The organism is Microbacterium neimengense, assembly GCF_054782995.1.
Genome location: NZ_BAAGRK010000003.1, coordinates 443,847 through 462,428, shown reverse-complemented (window position 1 = coordinate 462,428; position 18,582 = coordinate 443,847). Strand labels below are relative to the sequence as shown.

The 18,582-nt window shown below is 69.8% G+C and carries 21 protein-coding genes; 10 read left to right on the top strand and 11 right to left on the bottom strand.

All coding sequences use genetic code 11. The features are described from left to right. The first annotated feature begins 18 nt into the window (after positions 1 to 18). Entirely contained in the window at positions 19 to 1,731 is a 1,713-nt protein-coding gene (locus ACYVJS_RS04875) for a long-chain-fatty-acid--CoA ligase (RefSeq protein WP_460738311.1), read from the top strand. 1 nt (position 1,732) lies between these two features. Here the strand turns inward: ACYVJS_RS04875 and ACYVJS_RS04870 are convergent, their stop codons facing one another. Continuing rightward, positions 1,733 to 2,707 (bottom strand): hypothetical protein, encoded by a 975-nt coding sequence (locus ACYVJS_RS04870; protein WP_460738309.1) that lies wholly within the window; start codon positions 2,705 to 2,707, stop codon positions 1,733 to 1,735. 160 nt (positions 2,708 to 2,867) lie between these two features. Here ACYVJS_RS04870 and ACYVJS_RS04865 point away from each other — a divergent pair, with 160 nt between their 5' ends. Then, the gene (locus ACYVJS_RS04865; RefSeq protein WP_309735107.1) at positions 2,868 to 3,305 is read left to right on the top strand and encodes an Hsp20/alpha crystallin family protein; all 438 of its coding nucleotides are present in this window, start codon (positions 2,868 to 2,870) and stop codon (positions 3,303 to 3,305) included. A 208-nt stretch (positions 3,306 to 3,513) separates the two neighbouring features. Here the strand turns inward: ACYVJS_RS04865 and ACYVJS_RS04860 are convergent, their stop codons facing one another. Both ACYVJS_RS04860 and ACYVJS_RS04855 read right to left on the bottom strand, forming a co-directional pair. After that, entirely contained in the window at positions 3,514 to 3,822 is a 309-nt protein-coding gene (locus tag ACYVJS_RS04860; protein ID WP_460738307.1) for a hypothetical protein, read from the bottom strand. A 22-nt stretch (positions 3,823 to 3,844) separates the two neighbouring features. Continuing rightward, on the bottom strand, positions 3,845 to 4,705 hold the full coding sequence (locus tag ACYVJS_RS04855; RefSeq protein WP_460738305.1) for a helix-turn-helix transcriptional regulator: 861 nt from the start codon (positions 4,703 to 4,705) through the stop codon (positions 3,845 to 3,847). Between ACYVJS_RS04855 and ACYVJS_RS04850 the strand changes: the two genes are divergently transcribed. From ACYVJS_RS04850 to ACYVJS_RS04830, 5 genes are read left to right on the top strand one after another with little or no spacing between them, the layout of a single operon-like run. After that, positions 4,704 to 5,498, top strand: coding sequence for a class I SAM-dependent methyltransferase (locus ACYVJS_RS04850; protein WP_460738302.1), 795 nt, complete (start codon positions 4,704 to 4,706; stop codon positions 5,496 to 5,498). The two genes, ACYVJS_RS04855 and ACYVJS_RS04850, sit on opposite strands and share 2 nt — an antisense overlap. A gap of 54 nt (positions 5,499 to 5,552) precedes the next feature. Then, on the top strand, positions 5,553 to 5,867 hold the full coding sequence (locus ACYVJS_RS04845) for a hypothetical protein (protein WP_460738300.1): 315 nt from the start codon (positions 5,553 to 5,555) through the stop codon (positions 5,865 to 5,867). A 43-nt stretch (positions 5,868 to 5,910) separates the two neighbouring features. Further along, positions 5,911 to 6,738 (top strand): SDR family NAD(P)-dependent oxidoreductase, encoded by an 828-nt coding sequence (locus tag ACYVJS_RS04840; protein ID WP_460738298.1) that lies wholly within the window; start codon positions 5,911 to 5,913, stop codon positions 6,736 to 6,738. 53 nt (positions 6,739 to 6,791) lie between these two features. Further along, positions 6,792 to 7,433, top strand: a complete 642-nt coding sequence (locus ACYVJS_RS04835; protein ID WP_460738296.1) for a hypothetical protein — start codon at positions 6,792 to 6,794, stop codon at positions 7,431 to 7,433. Next, positions 7,430 to 7,723: a transcriptional regulator gene (locus ACYVJS_RS04830; protein ID WP_234074558.1), complete on the top strand. Its 294-nt coding sequence runs from the start codon at positions 7,430 to 7,432 to the stop codon at positions 7,721 to 7,723. The genes ACYVJS_RS04835 and ACYVJS_RS04830 overlap by 4 nt, the downstream gene beginning before the upstream one ends. Here the strand turns inward: ACYVJS_RS04830 and ACYVJS_RS04825 are convergent. The 5 genes from ACYVJS_RS04825 to ACYVJS_RS04805 all read right to left on the bottom strand — a co-directional run bounded on the left by ACYVJS_RS04825 (position 7,718) and on the right by ACYVJS_RS04805 (position 11,966). Continuing rightward, positions 7,718 to 8,473 carry a phosphotransferase gene (locus tag ACYVJS_RS04825; protein ID WP_460738293.1) on the bottom strand — a complete coding sequence of 252 codons (756 nt, stop codon included), beginning with the start codon at positions 8,471 to 8,473 and terminating at the stop codon, positions 7,718 to 7,720. The two genes, ACYVJS_RS04830 and ACYVJS_RS04825, sit on opposite strands and share 6 nt — an antisense overlap. A gap of 9 nt (positions 8,474 to 8,482) precedes the next feature. Next, complete coding sequence (locus ACYVJS_RS04820) at positions 8,483 to 9,085, bottom strand: pyridoxine/pyridoxamine 5'-phosphate oxidase (protein ID WP_460738291.1); 603 nt, start codon at positions 9,083 to 9,085, stop codon at positions 8,483 to 8,485. Between the two features lie 96 nt (positions 9,086 to 9,181). Further along, a complete protein-coding gene (locus ACYVJS_RS04815) occupies positions 9,182 to 10,030 on the bottom strand; it encodes a head GIN domain-containing protein (RefSeq protein ID WP_460738289.1) in 849 nt (282 codons plus the stop codon). Further along, positions 10,027 to 10,719 (bottom strand): response regulator transcription factor, encoded by a 693-nt coding sequence (locus tag ACYVJS_RS04810; protein WP_460738287.1) that lies wholly within the window; start codon positions 10,717 to 10,719, stop codon positions 10,027 to 10,029. Before ACYVJS_RS04810 ends, ACYVJS_RS04815 begins: the two co-directional genes overlap by 4 nt. Further along, positions 10,707 to 11,966, bottom strand: coding sequence for a sensor histidine kinase (locus tag ACYVJS_RS04805; protein WP_460738285.1), 1,260 nt, complete (start codon positions 11,964 to 11,966; stop codon positions 10,707 to 10,709). The genes ACYVJS_RS04810 and ACYVJS_RS04805 overlap by 13 nt, the downstream gene beginning before the upstream one ends. Before the next feature lie 136 nt (positions 11,967 to 12,102). Here ACYVJS_RS04805 and ACYVJS_RS04800 point away from each other — a divergent pair, with 136 nt between their 5' ends. Both ACYVJS_RS04800 and ACYVJS_RS04795 read left to right on the top strand, forming a co-directional pair. Further along, positions 12,103 to 13,479: an MFS transporter gene (locus ACYVJS_RS04800; RefSeq protein ID WP_460738283.1), complete on the top strand. Its 1,377-nt coding sequence runs from the start codon at positions 12,103 to 12,105 to the stop codon at positions 13,477 to 13,479. Between the two features lie 36 nt (positions 13,480 to 13,515). Then, positions 13,516 to 14,322 (top strand): Cof-type HAD-IIB family hydrolase, encoded by an 807-nt coding sequence (locus ACYVJS_RS04795; RefSeq protein ID WP_460738280.1) that lies wholly within the window; start codon positions 13,516 to 13,518, stop codon positions 14,320 to 14,322. Between the two features lie 61 nt (positions 14,323 to 14,383). Here ACYVJS_RS04795 and ACYVJS_RS04790 read toward each other — a convergent pair whose 3' ends face one another. From ACYVJS_RS04790 to ACYVJS_RS04780, 3 genes are read right to left on the bottom strand one after another with little or no spacing between them, the layout of a single operon-like run. Then, entirely contained in the window at positions 14,384 to 15,982 is a 1,599-nt protein-coding gene (locus tag ACYVJS_RS04790; RefSeq protein WP_460738278.1) for a hypothetical protein, read from the bottom strand. Continuing rightward, positions 15,964 to 16,776 carry an ABC transporter ATP-binding protein gene (locus tag ACYVJS_RS04785; RefSeq protein ID WP_137417963.1) on the bottom strand — a complete coding sequence of 271 codons (813 nt, stop codon included), beginning with the start codon at positions 16,774 to 16,776 and terminating at the stop codon, positions 15,964 to 15,966. Before ACYVJS_RS04785 ends, ACYVJS_RS04790 begins: the two co-directional genes overlap by 19 nt. 57 nt (positions 16,777 to 16,833) lie before the next feature. Further along, positions 16,834 to 17,586: an SDR family oxidoreductase gene (locus ACYVJS_RS04780; protein WP_460738276.1), complete on the bottom strand. Its 753-nt coding sequence runs from the start codon at positions 17,584 to 17,586 to the stop codon at positions 16,834 to 16,836. 117 nt (positions 17,587 to 17,703) lie between these two features. On the opposite strand from ACYVJS_RS04780, the gene sigJ reads away from it, so the two are divergent. Then, positions 17,704 to 18,582, top strand: coding sequence for an RNA polymerase sigma factor SigJ (gene sigJ / locus ACYVJS_RS04775; RefSeq protein WP_460738274.1), 879 nt, complete (start codon positions 17,704 to 17,706; stop codon positions 18,580 to 18,582).

Sequence of the window (18,582 nt, the reverse complement as noted above, 5' to 3'; positions counted from 1 at the left end):
CGCACGGGAGGAATGGACATGACCGCGGACACGATCTCCGGCTCGCCGCTGGAGGCCCGCCCCTGGATCGCTTCCTACGCCGACGGAGTGCCGGCGGAGATCGAGCCCGTCACCGAGACGCTCGTCGACCTTCTCGACGCATCCGTCGCGCGCTACGGCGAGCGGGTCGCGCTGGAGTTCTACGGCTCCGAGACGACCTACGCCGAGCTGGGTGAGCAGGTCTCCCGCGCCGCCAACGCGCTGCGCAAGCTGGGTGTGCAGGCGGGAGACCGGGTCGCGCTCATCCTGCCGAACTGTCCGCAGCACGTGGTCGCGTTCTACGCGGCGCTGCGCATCGGGGCGATCGTCGTGGAGCACAACCCGCTCTACACGCCGCGCGAGCTGCGCCACCAGTTCGAGGTGCACGGCGCGGTCGTCGCCATCGTCTGGGACAAGGTCGCGGACACCGTCGCCGAGTTCCCCGAGGACGTCGCGCCCTCGGCCATCGTCTCGGTGCGGATGCCGGACGCGCTGCCGCTCGGCAAGCGCCTGGCGCTGCGGCTTCCGGTGGCCAAGGCTCGCGAGACGCGTGAGGCGATGACCACCCGCCCGCGCGCCCGCGGCCTGCTCGAATGGTCCGACTTCGTGCGCGTGCGCAAGCTCCCGCGCAAGTGGCCGAAGCCGCGTCTGGACGACACCGCACTGCTGCAGCTGACGAGCGGCACGACGGGCACGCCCAAAGCGGCGATCCTCTCGCACCGCAACCTCCGCTCCAACGCCGCTCAGGGGCGCGCGTGGGTGCCGGGCCTCACCGAGGGCGGCGAGGTGTTCTACGCCGTGCTCCCGCTGTTCCACGCGTACGGGCTCACCCTCTGCCTCACCTTCGCCATCTCCCTGGGGGCGCGTGTGGTGCTGTTCCCGAAGTTCGACGTGGATGCGGTCGTCGCTGCCTCCGCCACCTCGAAGCCCACGTTCCTGCCCGCCGTGCCGCCGATCTACGACGCGCTCTCGCGGGCCAGCACCCGTAAGGGCGTCGATCTGTCCAGCATCCGCTTCGCCATCTCCGGGGCGACGAGCCTGCCGGTGCCCACGGTGACGCGCTGGGAGGAGGCGACGGGCGGACTTCTCGTGGAGGGCTACGGCATGACCGAGACCTCGCCGGTCGCGCTCGGCAACCCGATCGGGCCCTCGCGGCGCCCCGGCACCGTGGGAGTCCCGTTCCCGAGCACCGAGATCCGGGTCGTCGACCCCGACGATCCGCGGGTCGACCGCCCGGCCGGAGAGGCGGGGGAGCTGCTCATCCGCGGCCCGCAGGTGTTCCAGGGCTACTGGCAGCAGCCCGACGAGACCGCGGCCGTGCTGCTTCCCGGAGGATGGCTGCGCACCGGCGACATCGTGACGGTGAGCGAGGACGGCTTCGTGACCGTCATCGACCGCGTCAAAGAACTCATCATCACAGGCGGCTTCAATGTCAGCCCGACCGAGGTGGAGCAGGTGCTGCTGCTCCACCCGGATGTGGCGGAGGCGGCCGTCGTGGGCATTCCGCGTCCCTCCGGCGGCGAGGACGTGGTGGCCGCCATCGTGGCCCGGGAAGGCGCCGTCTTCGACGCGGCCGCCCTGCGCGACTTCGCGCGCACGCACATCACCTCGTACAAGGTGCCCAAGCGCATCGTCCAGGTGGAGGACCTGCCGCGCTCGCAGATCGGCAAGGTGCTGCGCCGCGTCGTCCGCGAGCGCCTCTCGGCCCGCTGATTCAGGCGCGCGAGAGGGTCACCAAGCCGCGGCGTGAGGTGGTCTTCTCGAGGCCTTCGGTCTGGGCAAGGCGGAGCGTTCGCGCCGGCAGGGGAGGCAGCTCGGACGCCACGCCGTCCGCCTGCTTCGCGATGCCCACCAGCAGGGTCAGGTCGACCCCCGGTGCGGTGACCTCGAGCCGCGCGTAGTCGCTTTTGGTGCCCCATCGCAGCCGCTCGATCTCGCTCAGCCGAAGCGCGCGCGTCGTCCCGCCTGCCGTAATCCACATCCGGTCGCGTGACACGCGCACGCTCGCCTCGACCGAGCGCCGGCGCAGCAGCGCGGTGACGATGAGGTAGGCGGGGAAGGCGAAGAGCGCCCCGAGCGCGAGGATCAGCATGCGGGGTCCGAGCCGCTCGACGATGGTGCTGAACATGATGAGCGCCGTCGTGACGACCGCTCCCGTCGCGACGATGGTGGCGACCATCCACGCGGTGAGTTCCCGCATCCGCATCGGTATCGCCCGGAATCGGATGACGACGGCATCGCCGTCGTTCTCCCACGCCAGCGGCTGCCGCGGCTGTGACCGTGTCTTCCCGGGCAGGAAGGTGATGACGCGATTGAGGAGGGTGAGCCAGACCCAACCGGCCGCGGGCGGCAATGCGAGCAGCAGCCCCGCGTAGATCGCCTGCGGTGCGCCGGGCGCGAAGAGCGGCGGAAGGAGCTCGATCGATGCGTAGATCGCCGGCGCGAGGGCGATGGACACCAGGAGGTGGACGATCGCGCCGGTTGGATGCGGCAATCGCCCCGTCAGGTTCACGAACCACATTCCGCACAGCGCGCCCGCGATGATCGTCATCAGGTACGAGAACAACCCACCGTCGGTGAGGTATCCGGGTAGGGCGGCCACGCCGCAGGCGGCCGCCCAGATCAGCGGGTTCAGGGCGATCCTCCGCAGCAGAGGCGGCCGGGTCGCCGCCTCTGTGGAGGGGGTCACGGGGCGATTCTATGAGGGCGCCGACGGTGCTCCAGAGCTGCCTGCGGGAACTGGCACTCTCCATGTGAGAGTGCTAATCTGTGATTGTTGAGTCAAGGGGGCTCAACTTATGGACTACGGGTCGGATCCCACATCCGATCCCGCTCGAGAGGAGACGACTATGGCTGCATACGACTCGCTCCGTGACCTGGAGCGCATGGCGAACACGTTCTTCGACACCGCACGGCGCGGCCCTCGGCAGATGCCGATGGACCTCTACCGTGACGGCGACCACTACGTCCTCACCGCCGACCTGCCGGGCATCGACCCCGGGTCGGTCGACGTCGACATCGACGGTCAGCTGCTCACCATCCGCGCCGAGCGCACGCTGTCGGCGGGTGATGGCGTGACCTGGATCACGCGCGAGCGGACGTCGGGTACCTTCCTGCGTCAGCTGAGCCTCGGTCAGGGGCTCGACACCGAGAAGATCTCGGCGAGCTACCGCAACGGTGTGCTGAGCGTCACGATCCCCGTCAGCGAGAAGGCCAAGCCGCGCAAGGTCGAGATCGCCACGGGTGACGATGCTCCGGCGCTGCAGGTCTCGGAGTCGCAGAGCTGACGTATCGCGGACAGCAGTAAGGGCCGGTCGGAGAGGCTTCCGACCGGCCCTTGTCCCTTTGCACCAAGAGTGTCCTGCAATCACATGTCGGTAGCTGCCACAGCAAAACAACTACCGTGCGAGCACTCTATAACGGTGAGATAACGGAGGGGAAGAGGTTTCCGTTACCTTTTCGTGATTCTTTGCTGACGCATAGCCGACTGCCGGGTTAGCGTTCCCGTACCGGCGTGATCAGCACCCCGCCGAAGCGCGCCTCGGAGTACTCCCACTCGCGGCCATCGACCCACACCCGTGCCGAGGCGCAGGGGAGCGACTCATGCTCCCCGTTCGGCCAATGCAGGACGAACCCGCCGCCGAACGATGCGTTCGACCCGGTGACGCGGGCGCCGTCCGCATCCACGGCGCGGGCCTCGCACTCGCCGCAGAGGTACTCCGGGTACCGGTCCGACTGCGCGACCTGGGCGCCGCAATGAGGGCAGGGTTGTGTGCCGCGGGAACCGGGGAGGAACGCACTCATGGCACGAGTGTAGGTCGGGCGCTCACGCCGCCGGCGGGAGCCAGATCGTCAGGCGCACGGCGTCGTCCGGCAGATGGAGGATCTCGTAGCTCCGCTCGACGACGACGCCGTCGAGTCCGCGGATGCGGGTGGTCGCGCCCCGGCGCCGCTCGACGATGTGCCCGCCCCACCACGCCGCGAACTGCTCGCTGCGCGCCCCGAGTTCGCGCACAAGCTCACCCAGGCGCGGGTCGTCGAGGCGGTCGACGTTCGCCGCGCGGAGGTGGGCGACGGCGCCGCGAGCGAGATCCTCCCAGTCGAGGAACGTCTCACGGGCGCGCGGATCTGTGAGCAGGTAACGGCAGGTGTTGCGCTGCTCCGGTGGAAGCTCGGCGAGTCCGGCGTACAGCGACATCCCCTCCTCGTTCGCTGCGACGATCGTGCTGAACCTGTCGAGCACGTACGCGGGTTGCGGGCGGACCGCTGCGACGAGAGCGGACATCCGCGGGACGAGGTCGGTGTCCGCCGTCGGTTCGGCAGGTGCGGCGTTGGCGTCGCGAAGCCGCACGAGGTGTCGGGCCGCATCCGGCGACAGCGCGAGGGCGTCGGCGAGGGCGGAGATCACCGCGTCGCTCGGGTGGGACTCGCGTCCTTGCTCCAGACGGATGTAGTAGTCGACGCTGATCCCGGCGCGGGTCGCGACCTCTTCCCGGCGTAGGCCCGGAGTCCGCCGGGCGCCGGGGGTGTCGTGGTCGGGCGCGAGCGCCCTGTCTTGACGGCGAGCGCGGAGGAAATCGCCGAGTTCGTTCGAGATGACCGGCTCCTCTCGGCTGGGTGGGTGGATCGCTCCTATGAACAGTACGGTCTTCCATGGCGGCGCCTCGAAGACGGAATGTGGAGGCATGTCCACCTACACGCACGGTCACCATGAATCCGTCCTGCGATCGCACCGCTGGCGCACCGCCGAGAACTCCGCCGCGTACCTCCTGCCGTTTCTCGGGTCCGACGACCGGCTGCTGGATGTGGGGGCCGGGCCCGGCACGATCACGGTCGACCTCGCGGAGCGCGTGGCCCACGTCACCGCGACCGAGATCGGGAAGGACGAGGCGGCATTGACCCGTGCGACGGTGGACGAGCGCGGAGCGTCGAACATCGACGTGCGGATCGCCGACGTGCACGCTCTGCCGTTCGACGACGACTCGTTCGACGTGGCGCACGCCCATCAGGTGTTGCAGCACATCGCCGATCCGGTGCAGGCGCTGCGGGAACTCGCGCGAGTGACCCGGCCCGGCGGGATCGTCGCGGTGCGCGACGCCGACTTCGCCGGGTTCGCGTGGTGGCCGCAGCTGCCCGAGATGGACCGCTGGCTGGAGCTGTATCAGGCGGCGGCACGCGCCAACGGCGGCGAACCGGATGCCGGCCGACGCCTCCTCTCCTGGGCGCGGGAGGCAGGGCTCACCGACATCAGCGCGTCATCGAGCACCTGGTGCTACGCGAGCGCCGACGAGCGGATGTGGTGGGGTGATCTCTGGGCCGACCGCATCCGTCAGTCCGCTCTCGCACGCCAGCTGGAGGCCGGGCCGGACACCGACGCCGAAGAGCTCGACCGGATCGCCGCTGGGTGGCGCGAGTGGGCCGCGTCCGACGACGGCTGGTTCTCGGTGCTGCACGGGGAGATCATCTGTCGCGTGTCCTGACGGGATCCGACCGGGTACGGTGGCACTTCCGACCCATCGACGCCGGAGGACGACATGAGCTCTGACCAGCGTGGCCGCCCGCGTCCTCCGCAGGCGTTGAATCTCGTTCTCGCGTACGTCGCCTTCGTGCCCTTGGCCATCATCTGGGCGTCCTTCTCGACGATCATGCTGACCACGAGCGGCGCGAGCAGCATGGCGGCCCTCATGCCGATGGCGGCGTTCCTGTTCACCTCATGGCTCTGGGTGCTGCTGGCGATCATCGCTCTTGCGCGCTCCGCGCGATACGGGGGCAACGCGCATGCGCTCGTGGTCTCGATCGCGGCGCTCCTGCTCGCCGTCCTCGGGCTCTTCTTCATGCTGCCTCGCTAGGGAGGAGGACTAGGATTTCGCGAGCCGCGGCGAAGGAGGTCCCATGGCGGGCAAGACGATCGTGATCACCGGTGCGAGCGACGGCATCGGGCGGGAGGCGGCGCGGGTGCTGCACGCACAGGGGCACACTGTCATCCCCGTCGGGCGCAATCGCGAGCGCACGGCGCAGATCGCCCGGGATGTGGGATCGCGCGTGCACGTCGCGGACTTCGCCGACCTCGCCGATGTCCGTGCGCTCGCCGACGACCTGCTTACGCAGTACGAGCGCATCGACGTGCTCGCCAACAACGCCGGCGGCATCTTCGGGAAGGTACGCGAGAGCACGATCGACGGACACGAGCTCACGTTCCAGGTGAACTATCTCGCGCCATTCCTGCTCACTCAGCTGCTCATGGACCGCCTCATCGCCTCGACGGCGACGATCATCAACACCTCCAGCGTGGGCGCGCGCCTGTTCGGCCAGGTCGACATCGACGACCTCGACAACGAACGCTCCTTCAGCGCGACGCGCGCCTACGGCACCGCGAAGCTCGAACAGATCCTCCACGTCAAGGAGCTCGATCGTCGCTATCGGGAGCAGGGCATCGGCGCCGTCGCCTTCCATCCGGGCAACATCGCCACGAGCTTCTCGAACGCGCCCAGCTCGCCCATGCGCCTGATCTACCAGACGCCCCTCAAGAAGCTCTTCTTGACCAGCATCCCCAAGGGTGCCGATACCCTCGTGTACCTCGCGGACGGCGAGCCGGGCCGCGACTACGCGACGGGGGAGTACTACGTGAAGCGCAAGCCCGCGCGCACTCACGCCCAGGCGGACGATGCCGCTCTGGCCCGCGATCTCTTCGAGCGCAGTGGGCGCATGCTCGGGCTCTGAGGCGGCACACTCGCCTCTTGCCATTGCAGACTACTTTGCGGTACAAAGTGAGTATGACTTCCGCCGACGCTGCCTCTTCTGACTCCCCCGCCGCGATGCTTCACGTGATCGAGCACGAGAAGCGCGCGCTGGCACGACAGCAGGCGCGGGGTGTGCCGTGGATCCTGCTCGCTTGGGGCCTGGCCTTCCTGATCGGCTTCGGGGCGCTCTGGCTGGTGGAGCATGACGTGGTGGCGGCCACGGTCGCGCTCACGGTCTGCGGCGTGATGATGGTGGGGGCGCTGGTCGTCAGCTCGATCTTCGGGGCGCGAATGGGGCGCGGTCTGCGTCACACCGGACCGATCGAGTGGGCGGGGCCGGTCTTCGGCCTGGCGTGGCCGGTCGGGCTCCTCGGCCTGTTCGTCGTCGGACTCGGCCTCGTGAACAACGGCATGGACCCCGACCTGTTGTGGGTCTTCCTGCCGGTGGTCGGAGTTCTCTTCGTCGGCGTCATGTACGTGATCGCGGGCGGTATCTGGCCCAACTGGCCGACGATCGCGATGGGAGCGTGGCTTGTGCTCGTCGCCGTCGTCGCACCGTTCACCGGCTCGTCTCTGCTCGTACTCGCTGTCGCCGGCGGCGGGGTCTTTCTCCTGGCCGCCGCCTACGTCGCGCTGTGGATCGGCCGTCGACCGGTCGCTGGGGTGGCACCGTGACCGAGCTCGACCCCGTCATTCACGCAGCAGCTCGATTGCGCATCACCGCCGCTCTGGCGGCTCTCGACCCCGGCACCAGCGTGTCGTTCCCGCGACTGCAGGAACTGCTCGACATGACGGCCGGCAACCTCTCCACTCATGTGCGCAAGCTCGAGGAGGCGTCCTACGTCTCTGTCGAGAAGACGCATCGCGGTCGGACGCCGGTCACCTATCTGTCGCTGACAAAGACCGGACGCCGCGCGTTCGAGGACTACACCGAGACCCTGCGCAGCATCCTCGGCGCGTCATAGCCGAGTCGAGCGCGCGCCCAGTGCCCGCGCCCATGTCGTCTCGTGCTCGCGTACGTAGCGGGATGCGGCGAGCCAGTGATCGCCGTGGCCGGATGCGTACATGGAGCCCCAGGGCTCACGGCCCGCCGCGTGGGAAGAGCGCAGAAGCTCGTGCATCGCCTCCGCGCGGGCGGCCATTGCCGCGGGCAGCGCCGCACGTAGCTCGGCATCCGCGTATCCGTCGACGAAGGCGGCCAGATCCGCTGCGGCGTCGGCGGGGGAGCGCGACGGATCGTTGAGCGTGAACGCCTGCGCAGCGTACGCGAGATCCCAGAGTCGGGTGCTGGGAGCCGCCGCATCCCAATCGATGAAGACCCATCTCTCGCCGGTCACGAGGTTCCACGGAGCGAGGTCGTTGTGGCAGACCAGCTCATCCCCGGGCGCCGGGATCGCGGAATCCCAGGTGGCGCCCGGTGGGACCTCGAATCCCGCGCTCGCATCGTGGATGGCGCGCACCATCGCGCCCACGCGATGAAGCTCCGGCCGCGTCAGGCCCGTCTCCGCCAGCGCGCCGGGAACGAACTCCCACACCTGGCGACCCTGCTCGTCACGGCCGAGGGGAGCGGGTGCGTCGACGCCGGCCTCGCGCAGGGAACTGACATACGCGTGCACGTGCGGAGATGCCGGCGTCCAAGCCTTGCGGACGGTGTTCCCCGCGCGGAAGACGGGACCCGCCGAGTTGCCTCCCGAAAGACCCTGCTCCTGCTGCATCCTTCGAGGCTATCGGCGAGATGCGGCTCCCACCGGAGCGGTGCCGGACTCGCCGCCGCGCACCTCGTGGTGCCAGCTCTCGCCCTGCCGCTCGTACATGATGCGTGTGTGGCGTCGGTCGGGGGAGCCCTGCCAGAACTCGACGTGCGTAGGCGCGAGCCGCCAGAGCATCCAGTCTGCGGACGTCAGTCCGACGCGAGCGGATTCCGGTCGTGCCTCGAAGTCGGCCGCGACCTCGGCGGCAGTGGCGAGCTGCATCCCGCCGCGCAGCCGCACCGCCCGGACGATCGGCTGCCACCAGAAGCTGAGCGCCGCCACCGGGCGCGCGGCGAGATGCTCGGCCTTCGAGGAAGACCTGGGACCGGCGACCGCCCATCCGCGGGGGCCGACGTCCTTGAGGATCAGCGCGCGGGCGTCCGGCAGCCCGTCCGCGTCGACGGTCGAGAGCCTCGCCACATGCGGCTCGGCGACACCTGCGGCCGCCGCGCCGCGCAGCCACCGCTCGAACAGTACGTGGGGCTCATCGGGCAGGTTCGCCGTGTCGAGAGCCGGTGCCGATCCGGCGAGCGACGGCTGCGCCCGCAGCCACGGGGCGAAGGAGGAGGACGTCACCCTCTCATCCTCCTCCTGCGCTCGGCGAGTGAGCATCCATTGTGCGAGCGAGCACCCGATCGGATGCTCGCTCGCACAATGGATGCTCGTTCGCGGTTAGCCGTTGTCGCGGAGGGTGACGTCGCCGGCGGAGACGCGGACCCCGACGGGGATGCGGGGGCCGCTGCCGGCCGAGAGCCGGTTGTCGACGCCGCCGGCCTCCACGTTGGAGCGGACGTCGTAGTTGCCGCGCGGCACCGTCACATCCGCGGAGCCGGCGCTGACGCCGATGTCGATGCTGCGGGGAGCGCTGCCGGTCAACTCGGCCGTCAGGTCGCCCGCCGAGAGCTCGAACTCGGCCTCGGTGACACCCGACAGTCGGATGTCGGAGCTTCCGGCGCTCATGGAGGTGTCGATCGTGCGGGCCTCGCCGGAGACGATGAGGCTGCCGGCGGAGAGGTGCGTGTCGAGATCGCCGAACGTACCCGTGGCGCGAAGCTCTCCCGCCGAGAGAGTGAGCGATGCATCGACGCCCTCGAGCGTCCGCGGAAGCGTCAGCAGGACGCGCGGCTGCTGGCCGATCCAGCCGATGCCGAAGAATCCGTCGGGAGCGCTGATCTTCAGCTCGTCGCCGTCACGGTCCATCCGCCAGGCGGACCGGCCGGAGGTGACCTGGAGCGTGGCCTCGTCGACGTCGTCGAATCGCAGCTCGAACAGCGCCGCGCTCGCATCCACGTCGACCTCAGTGACGCCGGCGGTCGATGCGGTGAGGGTCTGGGAGGAGGTCGGCAGCGAGGAGGTGACCGCGTTGGCGGCGCCGGAGACCACGGTTCCGCCCAGGATGACGGCGCCGATGACGATCGCGGTGATCGCGACGGCCTTGCCGGCCGGATGCCGGGGCGGCGTCGCCGGGCTCGAGGGCACAGCCTCGTCGGGGGTCGCGGGGGGAGGGGTGAGCGTGCTCATCGTGTTGCTCCTGTCTGAGGTGTCTGAGGGCCGGTATCGCCGGCGCCGTGCTCGACGTGAGCGAGGGCGGCGAGGACGCGGCGGTTGCCCGACTCGCCGGGCTCGAGTTCGAGCTTCTGGAAGATGGCGGTGATGTGCTTCTCGACCGAGGCCTCCGAGAGGAAGAGGGTCGCGGCGATCGACTGGTTCGACCGCCCCTCGGCGATGAGCGCCAGCACCGTCGACTCGCGCTCGGTCAGCCGTCGCATCCGCTCGTCGCGGGTGCGACGGTTCAGCAGCTGTGCGATGACTTCGGGATCGAGCACGGTCGCTCCGCCGCCGATGCGGCGCACCGTGTCGAGGAAGTCCGCCACATCCGCGACGCGGTCCTTCAGTAGATAGCCGAGCGCTCCGCCGTTCGCAGCGATCAGCTCGCTCGCGTACCGCTCCTCGACATACTGCGAGAGCACGAGAACCGGCAGCTGCGGGTGCGTCGCGCGCAGGCGCAGCGCTGCACGGATGCCCTCGTCGGTGTAGGTCGGGGGCAGGCGCACGTCGAGGATGCAGAGCTCCGGGTCGGTGGTGACCACGCTCTCATCGAGCTCGCTCGCGTCAGGGAGTGCTGCGACCACGTCGTGACCGGCGTCCGCCAGGAGTCGGACGAGTCCTTCGCGCAGGAGGACGGAGTCCTCACAGATCAGGATGCGCACGGCACACTCACCTCCAGAGCGGTCGGTCCGCCTTGCGGGCTGTCGAGGCGGACGTTGCCGCCGGCGGCGAGGATGCGGTTCGAGATGCCGTCGAGGCCGCCGCCGGGCAGTACCCGTGCACCGCCGATGCCGTTGTCCTCGATACGGGCCCAGAGCGTGCCGCCGTCGCGGACCCGCACGACCACGCGGCATTCGGCGGCACGTGAGTGCTTCGCCGCGTTGGTGAGGGACTCGGCGATCGCGAAGTAGACCGCGGTCTCGGCCTCGCGGGAGCAGCGGCCGTCCAGGCGCACGTCCAGTGCCACGGGCACGTGGGAGCGGGCCGCGAGGGCGGACAGGGCCGCATCCAGCCCGCGGTCGTCGAGGACGGAGGCGTGGATGCCGCGGGCCAGCTGACGCAGCTCGGTGATCGCCGCCTTCGTGGAGGTGTGCGCCTCCTCGAGCAGCGCCTTGGCGGCGGCCGGGTCGTCGTCGATCTTCTGCTGCGCGAGTCCCAGGGTCATACCCACCGAGACGAGGCGCGGCTGGACGCCGTCGTGCAGGTCCCGTTCGATGCGGGTGCGTTCGACGTCGGCGGCGCGGATGGCGCCGGCCCGCTGCGCGTCCGAGGTACGTGCGGCCTGCGCCAGCATGGCAGCCCGGGAGCGACCGAGGATGGCGCGGCTGATCACGCCGTGCAGCAGTCCGAGGCCGATCGTCGCCGCGAGCGTAGCCAGCGCGGTCGCGATGCCGACGACCGGTGCCCAGCCGGCGGGGATCATGCCCACGCCGACCCACACCTCGTCGACTCCCGAGAGGGGCGCGAAGGCGACGCCGATCGCACCGGTGACGACCGAGACGAGGCTGATGACCGTGACGCCCATGACGGTGGCGATCGCCGTGTTGGCCAGCGCGCGCCACATCGAGGGATCGATGAACTGGTGCCAGAGCGAGAGCAGGTAGCCGCCGAAGCCCGGCCTCGGGCGGGGGCTGAAGCGCGGTGCAGGCAGGCCGAGTCCGTAGAGCCCTTCGACCCGTGCGATCTCCAGCCATCCGACCGCGTACATGACGTAGACGAGTCCGACGAGGACGACGAGGCCCACGCCGAGGGCCGGCACGAGCCCGAGTCCGGTGCCGAGCAGGCCGAACAGGGCGCTCAGGATGAAGGGGCCGATGAGGCCGAGCGCGGCGAGCTGGGCGATCGCCCCGGCGGTCTGTGCCGGGGCGAAGCGCCTCGCGCGTCGCACGGTGGGAGCTGCGGAAGTCATGTCTCCAAAGTAGGGGCGTGCCGCGCGGTCCACATCGGAGCAATCCCGACGACCGGGTTCGGGAAAACCCGAACCCTCGCGGATGTCGGCGCCCGGCGTCATGATGGACCCACCATCCAGCGAAGCGGAGCCCGCCATGCTCGAACGTCCCGCCACGGCCGAGCCCACCCAGGCGTCGCGCATGCGCAGCTTCTATCAGGTGCTCGCCAATACACTCGTCGCCAACGTGACCACCAGTTACCTCTGGTTCGCGCTCACGTTCTGGGCGTACCTGGAGACGCGCAACGTGCTCGCCACCTCCATCATCGGCGGCAGCTACATGCTGCTGGTGGCGATCTTCGGCGTCGTCTTCGGCGCGATCGTCGACCATATGAAGAAGAAGGCCGTGATGGTGCTCTCCAGCCTCATCACCCTGGCGACGTATCTGCTGGCGGGTGCCCTCTTTCTCGCGATCCCCGCATCCGCGCTCATCGATTGGGGCGGCCCGTGGTTCTGGCTGTTCGCGGGCGTGATCCTGATCGGCGGAGTCGTCGAGAACCTCCGCAACATCGCGCTGTCGACGACGGTCACCCTGCTGGTGCCCGCCGAGCGCCGCGACCGTGCGAACGGACTGGTGGGCACCGTCCAGGGCGTCGCGTTCATGGTCACGAGCGTGTTCTCGGGACTGTCGGTGGGCCTGCTCGGCATGGGTCCGACTGTCTTCATCGCCATCGTCGCGACGGCCGTCGCCTTCGCCCATCTGCTGTTCGTGCCGATCCCCGAAAGGGGCGTGGCGCACGATCCCGACGCCCCGCCGCGGCGGTTCACGTTCCGCGGGGTGCTTCCCGCCATCCGCTCGGTGCCCGGACTCATGCCGCTCCTGCTGTTCACGACGTTCAACAACCTCGTCGGCGGGGTCTTCATGGCGTTGATGGACCCGTACGGCCTGACGCTGTTCAGCGTGGAGATCTGGGGCATCGTGCTCGGCGTCACGAGCATCGGCTTCATCATCGGCGGCGGCCTGGTCGCCAGATTCGGTCTCGGCAAGAACCCCGTGCGGACGCTCCTGTGGGTCAACGTCGGCGTCTCAGTGCTGGGGCTCACCTTTGCCCTGCGCGAATGGTGGTGGTTGTACGCGGTGGGGATGCTGGTGTTCATGGCGCTCATGCCGGTGGCAGAGGCCGCCGAGCAGACGATCATTCAGCGGGTGGTGCCCTACGAGACGCAGGGGCGCGTGTTCGGTTTCGCGGCGAGCATCGAGTCCGCAGCGGCGCCCATCTCCGCCTTCCTCATCGGCCCGCTCGCCGAGTTCTGGCTCATCCCCTACATGCGCACCGACGCGGGTCGCGAGGGGTGGCGCTGGCTGCTGGGCGACGGCGAGGCGCGGGGGATCGCGCTCGTGTTCGTCGCGGCGAGCCTGGTGATGCTGCTGATCGTCGTCGTCGCGTTCCTGTCGCCGCAGTACCGGCGCCTCTCTCGCAGCTACGCCGAGACGCCGGCCCCGCTCGCCGAGCAGACCGCGGCGACCGCCTGAGCGCGGACGTCCCGAGGGATCGGGGAGGATGGAGGGATGAGCGAGCCCGCGTCCGACATCCGCCTGGTCGCCGTCGACATGGACGGCACGCTCCTCGACGGCGACGGCCGCGTCCCCGAGGGTCTGTGGCCCATCCTGGAGCGGATGCGGCGCGCGGGCGCCCTCTTCGCGCCGGCCAGTGGCCGCCAGTACGCGACCCTGCGCCGCGAGTTCGACGACCACGCCGACGGCATGGTCTTCATCGCCGAGAACGGCACGTACGTCGTGCGCGACGGCGAGGAGCTGGCCTCCGATACCCTCGACCGCGATCTCGTGGCCGACGTCCTCCGACGTGCGCGGGGGATGAGCCAGGATGTCGGCGTTGTGCTGTGCGGCAAGCGCTCCGCGTACATCGAACGCGACGACCGCGCGTTCCGCACGGAGGCGGCGAAATACTACGCACTCCTCGAGCACGTGCCCGACCTCGAGCAGGTCGAGGACGACATCCTGAAGATCGCCGTCTACGACTTCGGCGACGCCGAGACGGGCGCAGCTCCCGCGCTGGCGGACATCGCCCGCACCCACCAGGTCGTCGTCTCCGGGGCGCACTGGGTGGATGTCATGAATCGCGGCATCAACAAGGGCGTGGCGCTCCGGCGGCTCCAGGAGGTGGTGGGTGTCTCGGCGGAGCAGACCGCCGTCTTCGGCGACTACCTGAACGACCTCGAGATGATGGATGCGGCCTACCACTCGTACGCGATGGCCAACGCGCACCCGGATGTGGCCGCCCGCGCGCGCCTGCGTGCGCCCTCGCACCTGGAGCACGGTGTCATCCGCGTCCTGGAGGAGCTCTTCCCCGCCTGACCCGCGCACACGACGAGGGCCCCGGAGCACACGCTCCGGGGCCCTCGTCGTGGCGGTGCGGTCAGGCGCCCTTGAAGCTCTGCAACTGCGCAAGGAGGGCGGGCGCGTTGCGGTCGAAGACACGTCCGCCCACCAGCACTCCGACGATCGCGAAGACGACGCCGAGAACGAGTCCCGCTGCCAGCGCCACGAATCCCCACATCGCGTCGCCTGTCACGCCGGCGAGGATGGCGGGGATGAGCGAGGGCAACGAGAGCACCGCGATGCCGATCCAGATCACGAACATGAGCAGCGCCGTCACCACGCTCGCCCCGGGAACCCGTTTGAACGGGCTGTCGCCCGGGGCCGGCACGGGCTGCACGATCGACGCCGAGCTGATCGCGCACACGCCGTATCCGGTCAGGAGCAGACCGAGACTCGCGCCGAGCACCGGGATCAGCAGCGACCATTGCGTGGACAGGCCGACCGTGATGATCGCGATCGCGACGGTCAACGGCACCCCGAGCCCCGCCGCGGCGAGGAGACGGCCGGCGCGGTCCTGGCGCCCGCGCACACCGGTGGCGAGCACCGTCGCGAAGGCCGTCCCGTCGTAGGACACATCCGCATAGGAGACGACGCTGAGCACGAAAGCGACGAGCACGGCGGAGTATGCGAACAGCGGGCTGCGCACGTCGCCGCCCGAGTAGAACAGCATGAGCACCGGGAAGATGGGCACAACGAGGAGCTGACGGAGATACCGCGGGTCGTGCAGCCAGTACGTCAGCGCGCGCGCCCACGTCGCACCCGTACCGCCGGTGGGCATGCGTCCGAACCAGCCGATCTTGCCCGCCTTGACTGTGGCGGTGCGCGCACGCGGCGGCGAGACCAGCGCGGCTGCCAGCGATCGTCGCCACAGCCACCAGAGGAGCACCAGAGTCGCAGCCCCGATCAGCAGCTTCAGGATGCCTCCGAGGATGTCGCCCGACGCCAGCGTCGCCGGCACCGCCCACGCGGCGGCGATCGGGGTCCACGAGGCCGCGGAGATGATGCCGCCGATACGGTCGCTGGGATTGCCTGCGGCGCTCACTCCCGCATCGAGCAGGTTCATGATGCCGATCGTGATGGGGCCGGCGAGCATGATCACGAGGAACGCGAGACCACCGAGGAGCTCCCGCGTGCGGCGGTTCCCGCCGGCGCTGCTGCTGAGCGCGGCGATGAGCCGCGACACGACGACGCACGTGAGGATGCCGAGCGGAATGCACACGAGGGCGGCGACGAGAGCGATCGGCCACCGCCACAGCGCGAGGAAGAGACCCAGTGCGCCCGCGATCGAGGCGATGCCGGGGATGCCGGTGAGGCCGGCGGCCGTGAGGGCGACCATCATCTTGTTGGTCGTCAGGGGGAACGGAGCGAGCTTGACGGGATCGAGCGTCGTGTCGACACCCGCGACGAACAGCGGCCCGAGCGCCCAGCCGATCACGAGGATGCCGCCGCCCGCGGTCACCACCATCGTCACCACATCAAGGCCGGCGAAACCCGCCGCGAACAGCCCGATCCACACGCCGATCAGGAGCCCCACGGCCCAGAGGCCGCCGAGGATGAACCCCACCAGCTGCCAGGGGTTCGCGGCGAGGGTGTTGCCGAGGACGCGGAAGCGCAGCTTCAGGAGAGTCGCAACCACTGCGGTCCCTCCGAGTGGTGGCGGCCGCCGACGAGGTCGACGAAGCGGTCCTGCAGGCTCTGGCCGGCCCGCACCTCGTCGATCGTGCCCGCCGCCAGGACGCGTCCGCTCGCGATGACCGCGACGTGGTCGCACATGCGCTGCACAAGGTCCATCGAGTGGCTCGAGACGATCACGGTGCCGCCGCTGCCGGCATAACTGCGCAGCACGTCTTCGATGTTCGCCGCGGAGACGGGGTCCACCGACTCGAACGGTTCGTCGAGCACCAGGATGCGGGGCGCGTGCACGAGGGCGCAGGCGAGCGCGACCTTCTTCGTCATGCCCGCGGAGTAGTCGACGACGGCGGTGCCGGCGGCTTCCGTCAGGTCCATGAGGGTCAGCAGATCGGCGGTGCGAGCGGCCACCTCATCGCGCGCCAGACCGAACATCATGCCGGTGTACGTGATGAGCTGCTCGCCGGTGAGCCGGTCGAACAGGCGCACGCCGTCGGCGAGGTTGCCGATCATCGCCTTCGCGGCGACAGGGTCACGCCACACGTCGACTCCGTGCAGGACGGCGGTTCCCGCATCCGGGCGCAACAGCCCCGTGGCCATCGACAGCGTCGTCGTCTTGCCCGCCCCGTTGGGGCCGACGAGCCCGTAGAAGGAGCCGGTCGGCACGTCGAGGTCGATGCCGGCAACGGCCACCTTGTCACCGAAGCGCTTGGTCAGGCCGCGCAGCTGCAGAGCAGGTCCGGATGCGGCGGGAGGATCGATCGGTGGCAGGGCAGGATCTGTGGTGGTCACGCGCCCCATCCTAGGAGCGGGCTGTGCGCGCCCTCCAGGGGTGGCGCGCGATTCAGCCCGTGGTACTCACCCCAGAGACGCGATCCATTCGGTGAAGCTCTGTCGTCCGATCGTGGCGCCGGCGTCGGGCAGCAGTCGGCCGTCGCGCATCGCTCGTCCGAACGATCCGGGCAGTGACACCGCCGGGATCCACCCGCGATGACCCGTGGCGCGGGCGTAGCGCCGGATCATCTCGACGAGACTCTCCTCGTGCGGGCCCGCCAGATCCGGAACGCGTCCGCGCGCCGGCATCTCGGCGAGATCGACCAGGCGAGCGGCGACCTCGTCAGCGGCGACGGGCTGCGTACGCATCCGCGGGGCGAGGTGGATCGGACCGCGGGAAGCGACGGTGAACATCTGCGCCGCGAACTCGTGGAACTGGGTCGCGCGGAGAACCGTCCACGGAATCGGGCCCTCCTGCACCGCGCGTTCCTGGGCAACCTTCCCCGCGTAGTAGGCGGACGGCGCCCGGTCGACGCCCACGATCGAAAGGGCGATGTGGTGAGGCACCTCCGCTCGCTCCTCTGCGGAAAGCAATGCGCGCGTCGTGGATTCAAAGAAGGCGATCGAGACCGCGTCGTTCTGAGTGCCGATGCTGAGGACGTCGAGGACGGCGTCACACCCCTCGATCCGCGCTGCGGCGGAGGCGATGCCGTCGGGTGCCGTGAGGTCGATGCCGGTCGCGCGCGAGAGCAGCCGCACCTCATGTCCGCGTCCCTCGGCCTCGTGCGCCAGTTTGCCGCCCAGCAGCCCCGTTCCTCCTGCGATCGCGATTCGCATGTCCGTCCTCTCCGCCCCGTCCATCGGTGCTTCTGTGTCATCGACGACACAGCACCCCAGAACGTGAGGTCACAATCGGAGAGGCTATGTCGTCGAACGGATGAGAGGGGTGCAGCCGTGCGCGATGTCGAGGATGAGCGGGTGTCGCTGGTGGCGCTCGCCTACCGGATGCTGGGTGACGTGGGTGAGGCAGAGGACGCGGTGCAGGAGGCCTACCTGCGCTGGGTGTCGCTGGGGGAGCAGGAGCGCACCGCGATCGACAGGCCGGGAGCGTGGCTCAATCGCGTCACCTCGCGCATCTGCCTGGACATGCTCGGCTCCGCGAGGTCTCGTCGGGAGCACTACGTCGGTCCCTGGCTTCCCGAGCCCGTGCCGGCGGCCGGTTCCATCGGTGCGGTCCGGTCGGCGGCGGATCCGCTCGATGCGGTCACGCTGGATGACTCCGTGAGCCTCGCGCTGCAGATCGTCCTCGATGCGATGACGCCCGCAGAGCGGGTGGCTTTCGTGATGCACGACGTGTTCGGCGTTCCCTTCGCAGAGATCGCCGAGACGGTCGGACGCTCGCCCGCAGCTGTGCGGCAGCTCGCCGCATCCGCTCGGCGCAAGGTCGCCGAGGAACGCGGTCGACGCGCATCGCGTGCGATTCACGACCGAGTGGTCGCGGCCTTCGCCGCGGCGTGCGCGAGCGGACGGCTCGAGGAGCTGGTGGTCGCGCTGGATCCGGCGGTCGTGTTGACCTCCGATGGCGGCGGTCTGGTGTCCGCTGCCCGTCGTCCCGTCGTCGGCGCGGACAACGTCGCGAGGTTCGTGCTCGGGATCCTCGCCAAGCAGCCGGATGCGAGCCTCGAGCCCGTCGACACGGCGGACGGCCTCGGATACCTGCTGCGCCAGGGCGGCAAAACGGTCGGGCTCGCCGCATTCGGAGTCGACACCGCCGGGCGGATCGTGGACGTCTGGCTCGTGCGCAGCCCGGCCAAGCTCACGCAGTGGACGTGA

Bases quoted from the DNA above. Each gene is read 5' to 3' on its own strand.
- ACYVJS_RS04795 (WP_460738280.1), top strand. From the start codon at position 13,516: ATGAGCGAGCCCGCGTCCGACATCCGCCTGGTCGCCGTCGACATGGAC.
- ACYVJS_RS04835 (WP_460738296.1), top strand. From the start codon at position 6,792: ATGACTTCCGCCGACGCTGCCTCTTCTGACTCCCCCGCCGCGATGCTT.
- ACYVJS_RS04825 (WP_460738293.1), bottom strand. From the start codon at position 8,473: ATGCAGCAGGAGCAGGGTCTTTCGGGAGGCAACTCGGCGGGTCCCGTC.
- ACYVJS_RS04780 (WP_460738276.1), bottom strand. From the start codon at position 17,586: ATGCGAATCGCGATCGCAGGAGGAACGGGGCTGCTGGGCGGCAAACTG.
- ACYVJS_RS04800 (WP_460738283.1), top strand. From the start codon at position 12,103: ATGCTCGAACGTCCCGCCACGGCCGAGCCCACCCAGGCGTCGCGCATG.
- ACYVJS_RS04845 (WP_460738300.1), top strand. From the start codon at position 5,553: ATGAGCTCTGACCAGCGTGGCCGCCCGCGTCCTCCGCAGGCGTTGAAT.
- ACYVJS_RS04865 (WP_309735107.1), top strand. From the start codon at position 2,868: ATGGCTGCATACGACTCGCTCCGTGACCTGGAGCGCATGGCGAACACG.
- ACYVJS_RS04840 (WP_460738298.1), top strand. From the start codon at position 5,911: ATGGCGGGCAAGACGATCGTGATCACCGGTGCGAGCGACGGCATCGGG.
- ACYVJS_RS04815 (WP_460738289.1), bottom strand. From the start codon at position 10,030: ATGAGCACGCTCACCCCTCCCCCCGCGACCCCCGACGAGGCTGTGCCC.
- ACYVJS_RS04785 (WP_137417963.1), bottom strand. From the start codon at position 16,776: ATGGGGCGCGTGACCACCACAGATCCTGCCCTGCCACCGATCGATCCT.
- ACYVJS_RS04805 (WP_460738285.1), bottom strand. From the start codon at position 11,966: ATGACTTCCGCAGCTCCCACCGTGCGACGCGCGAGGCGCTTCGCCCCG.
- ACYVJS_RS04850 (WP_460738302.1), top strand. From the start codon at position 4,704: ATGTCCACCTACACGCACGGTCACCATGAATCCGTCCTGCGATCGCAC.
- ACYVJS_RS04860 (WP_460738307.1), bottom strand. From the start codon at position 3,822: ATGAGTGCGTTCCTCCCCGGTTCCCGCGGCACACAACCCTGCCCTCAT.
- ACYVJS_RS04855 (WP_460738305.1), bottom strand. From the start codon at position 4,705: ATGCCTCCACATTCCGTCTTCGAGGCGCCGCCATGGAAGACCGTACTG.
- ACYVJS_RS04875 (WP_460738311.1), top strand. From the start codon at position 19: ATGACCGCGGACACGATCTCCGGCTCGCCGCTGGAGGCCCGCCCCTGG.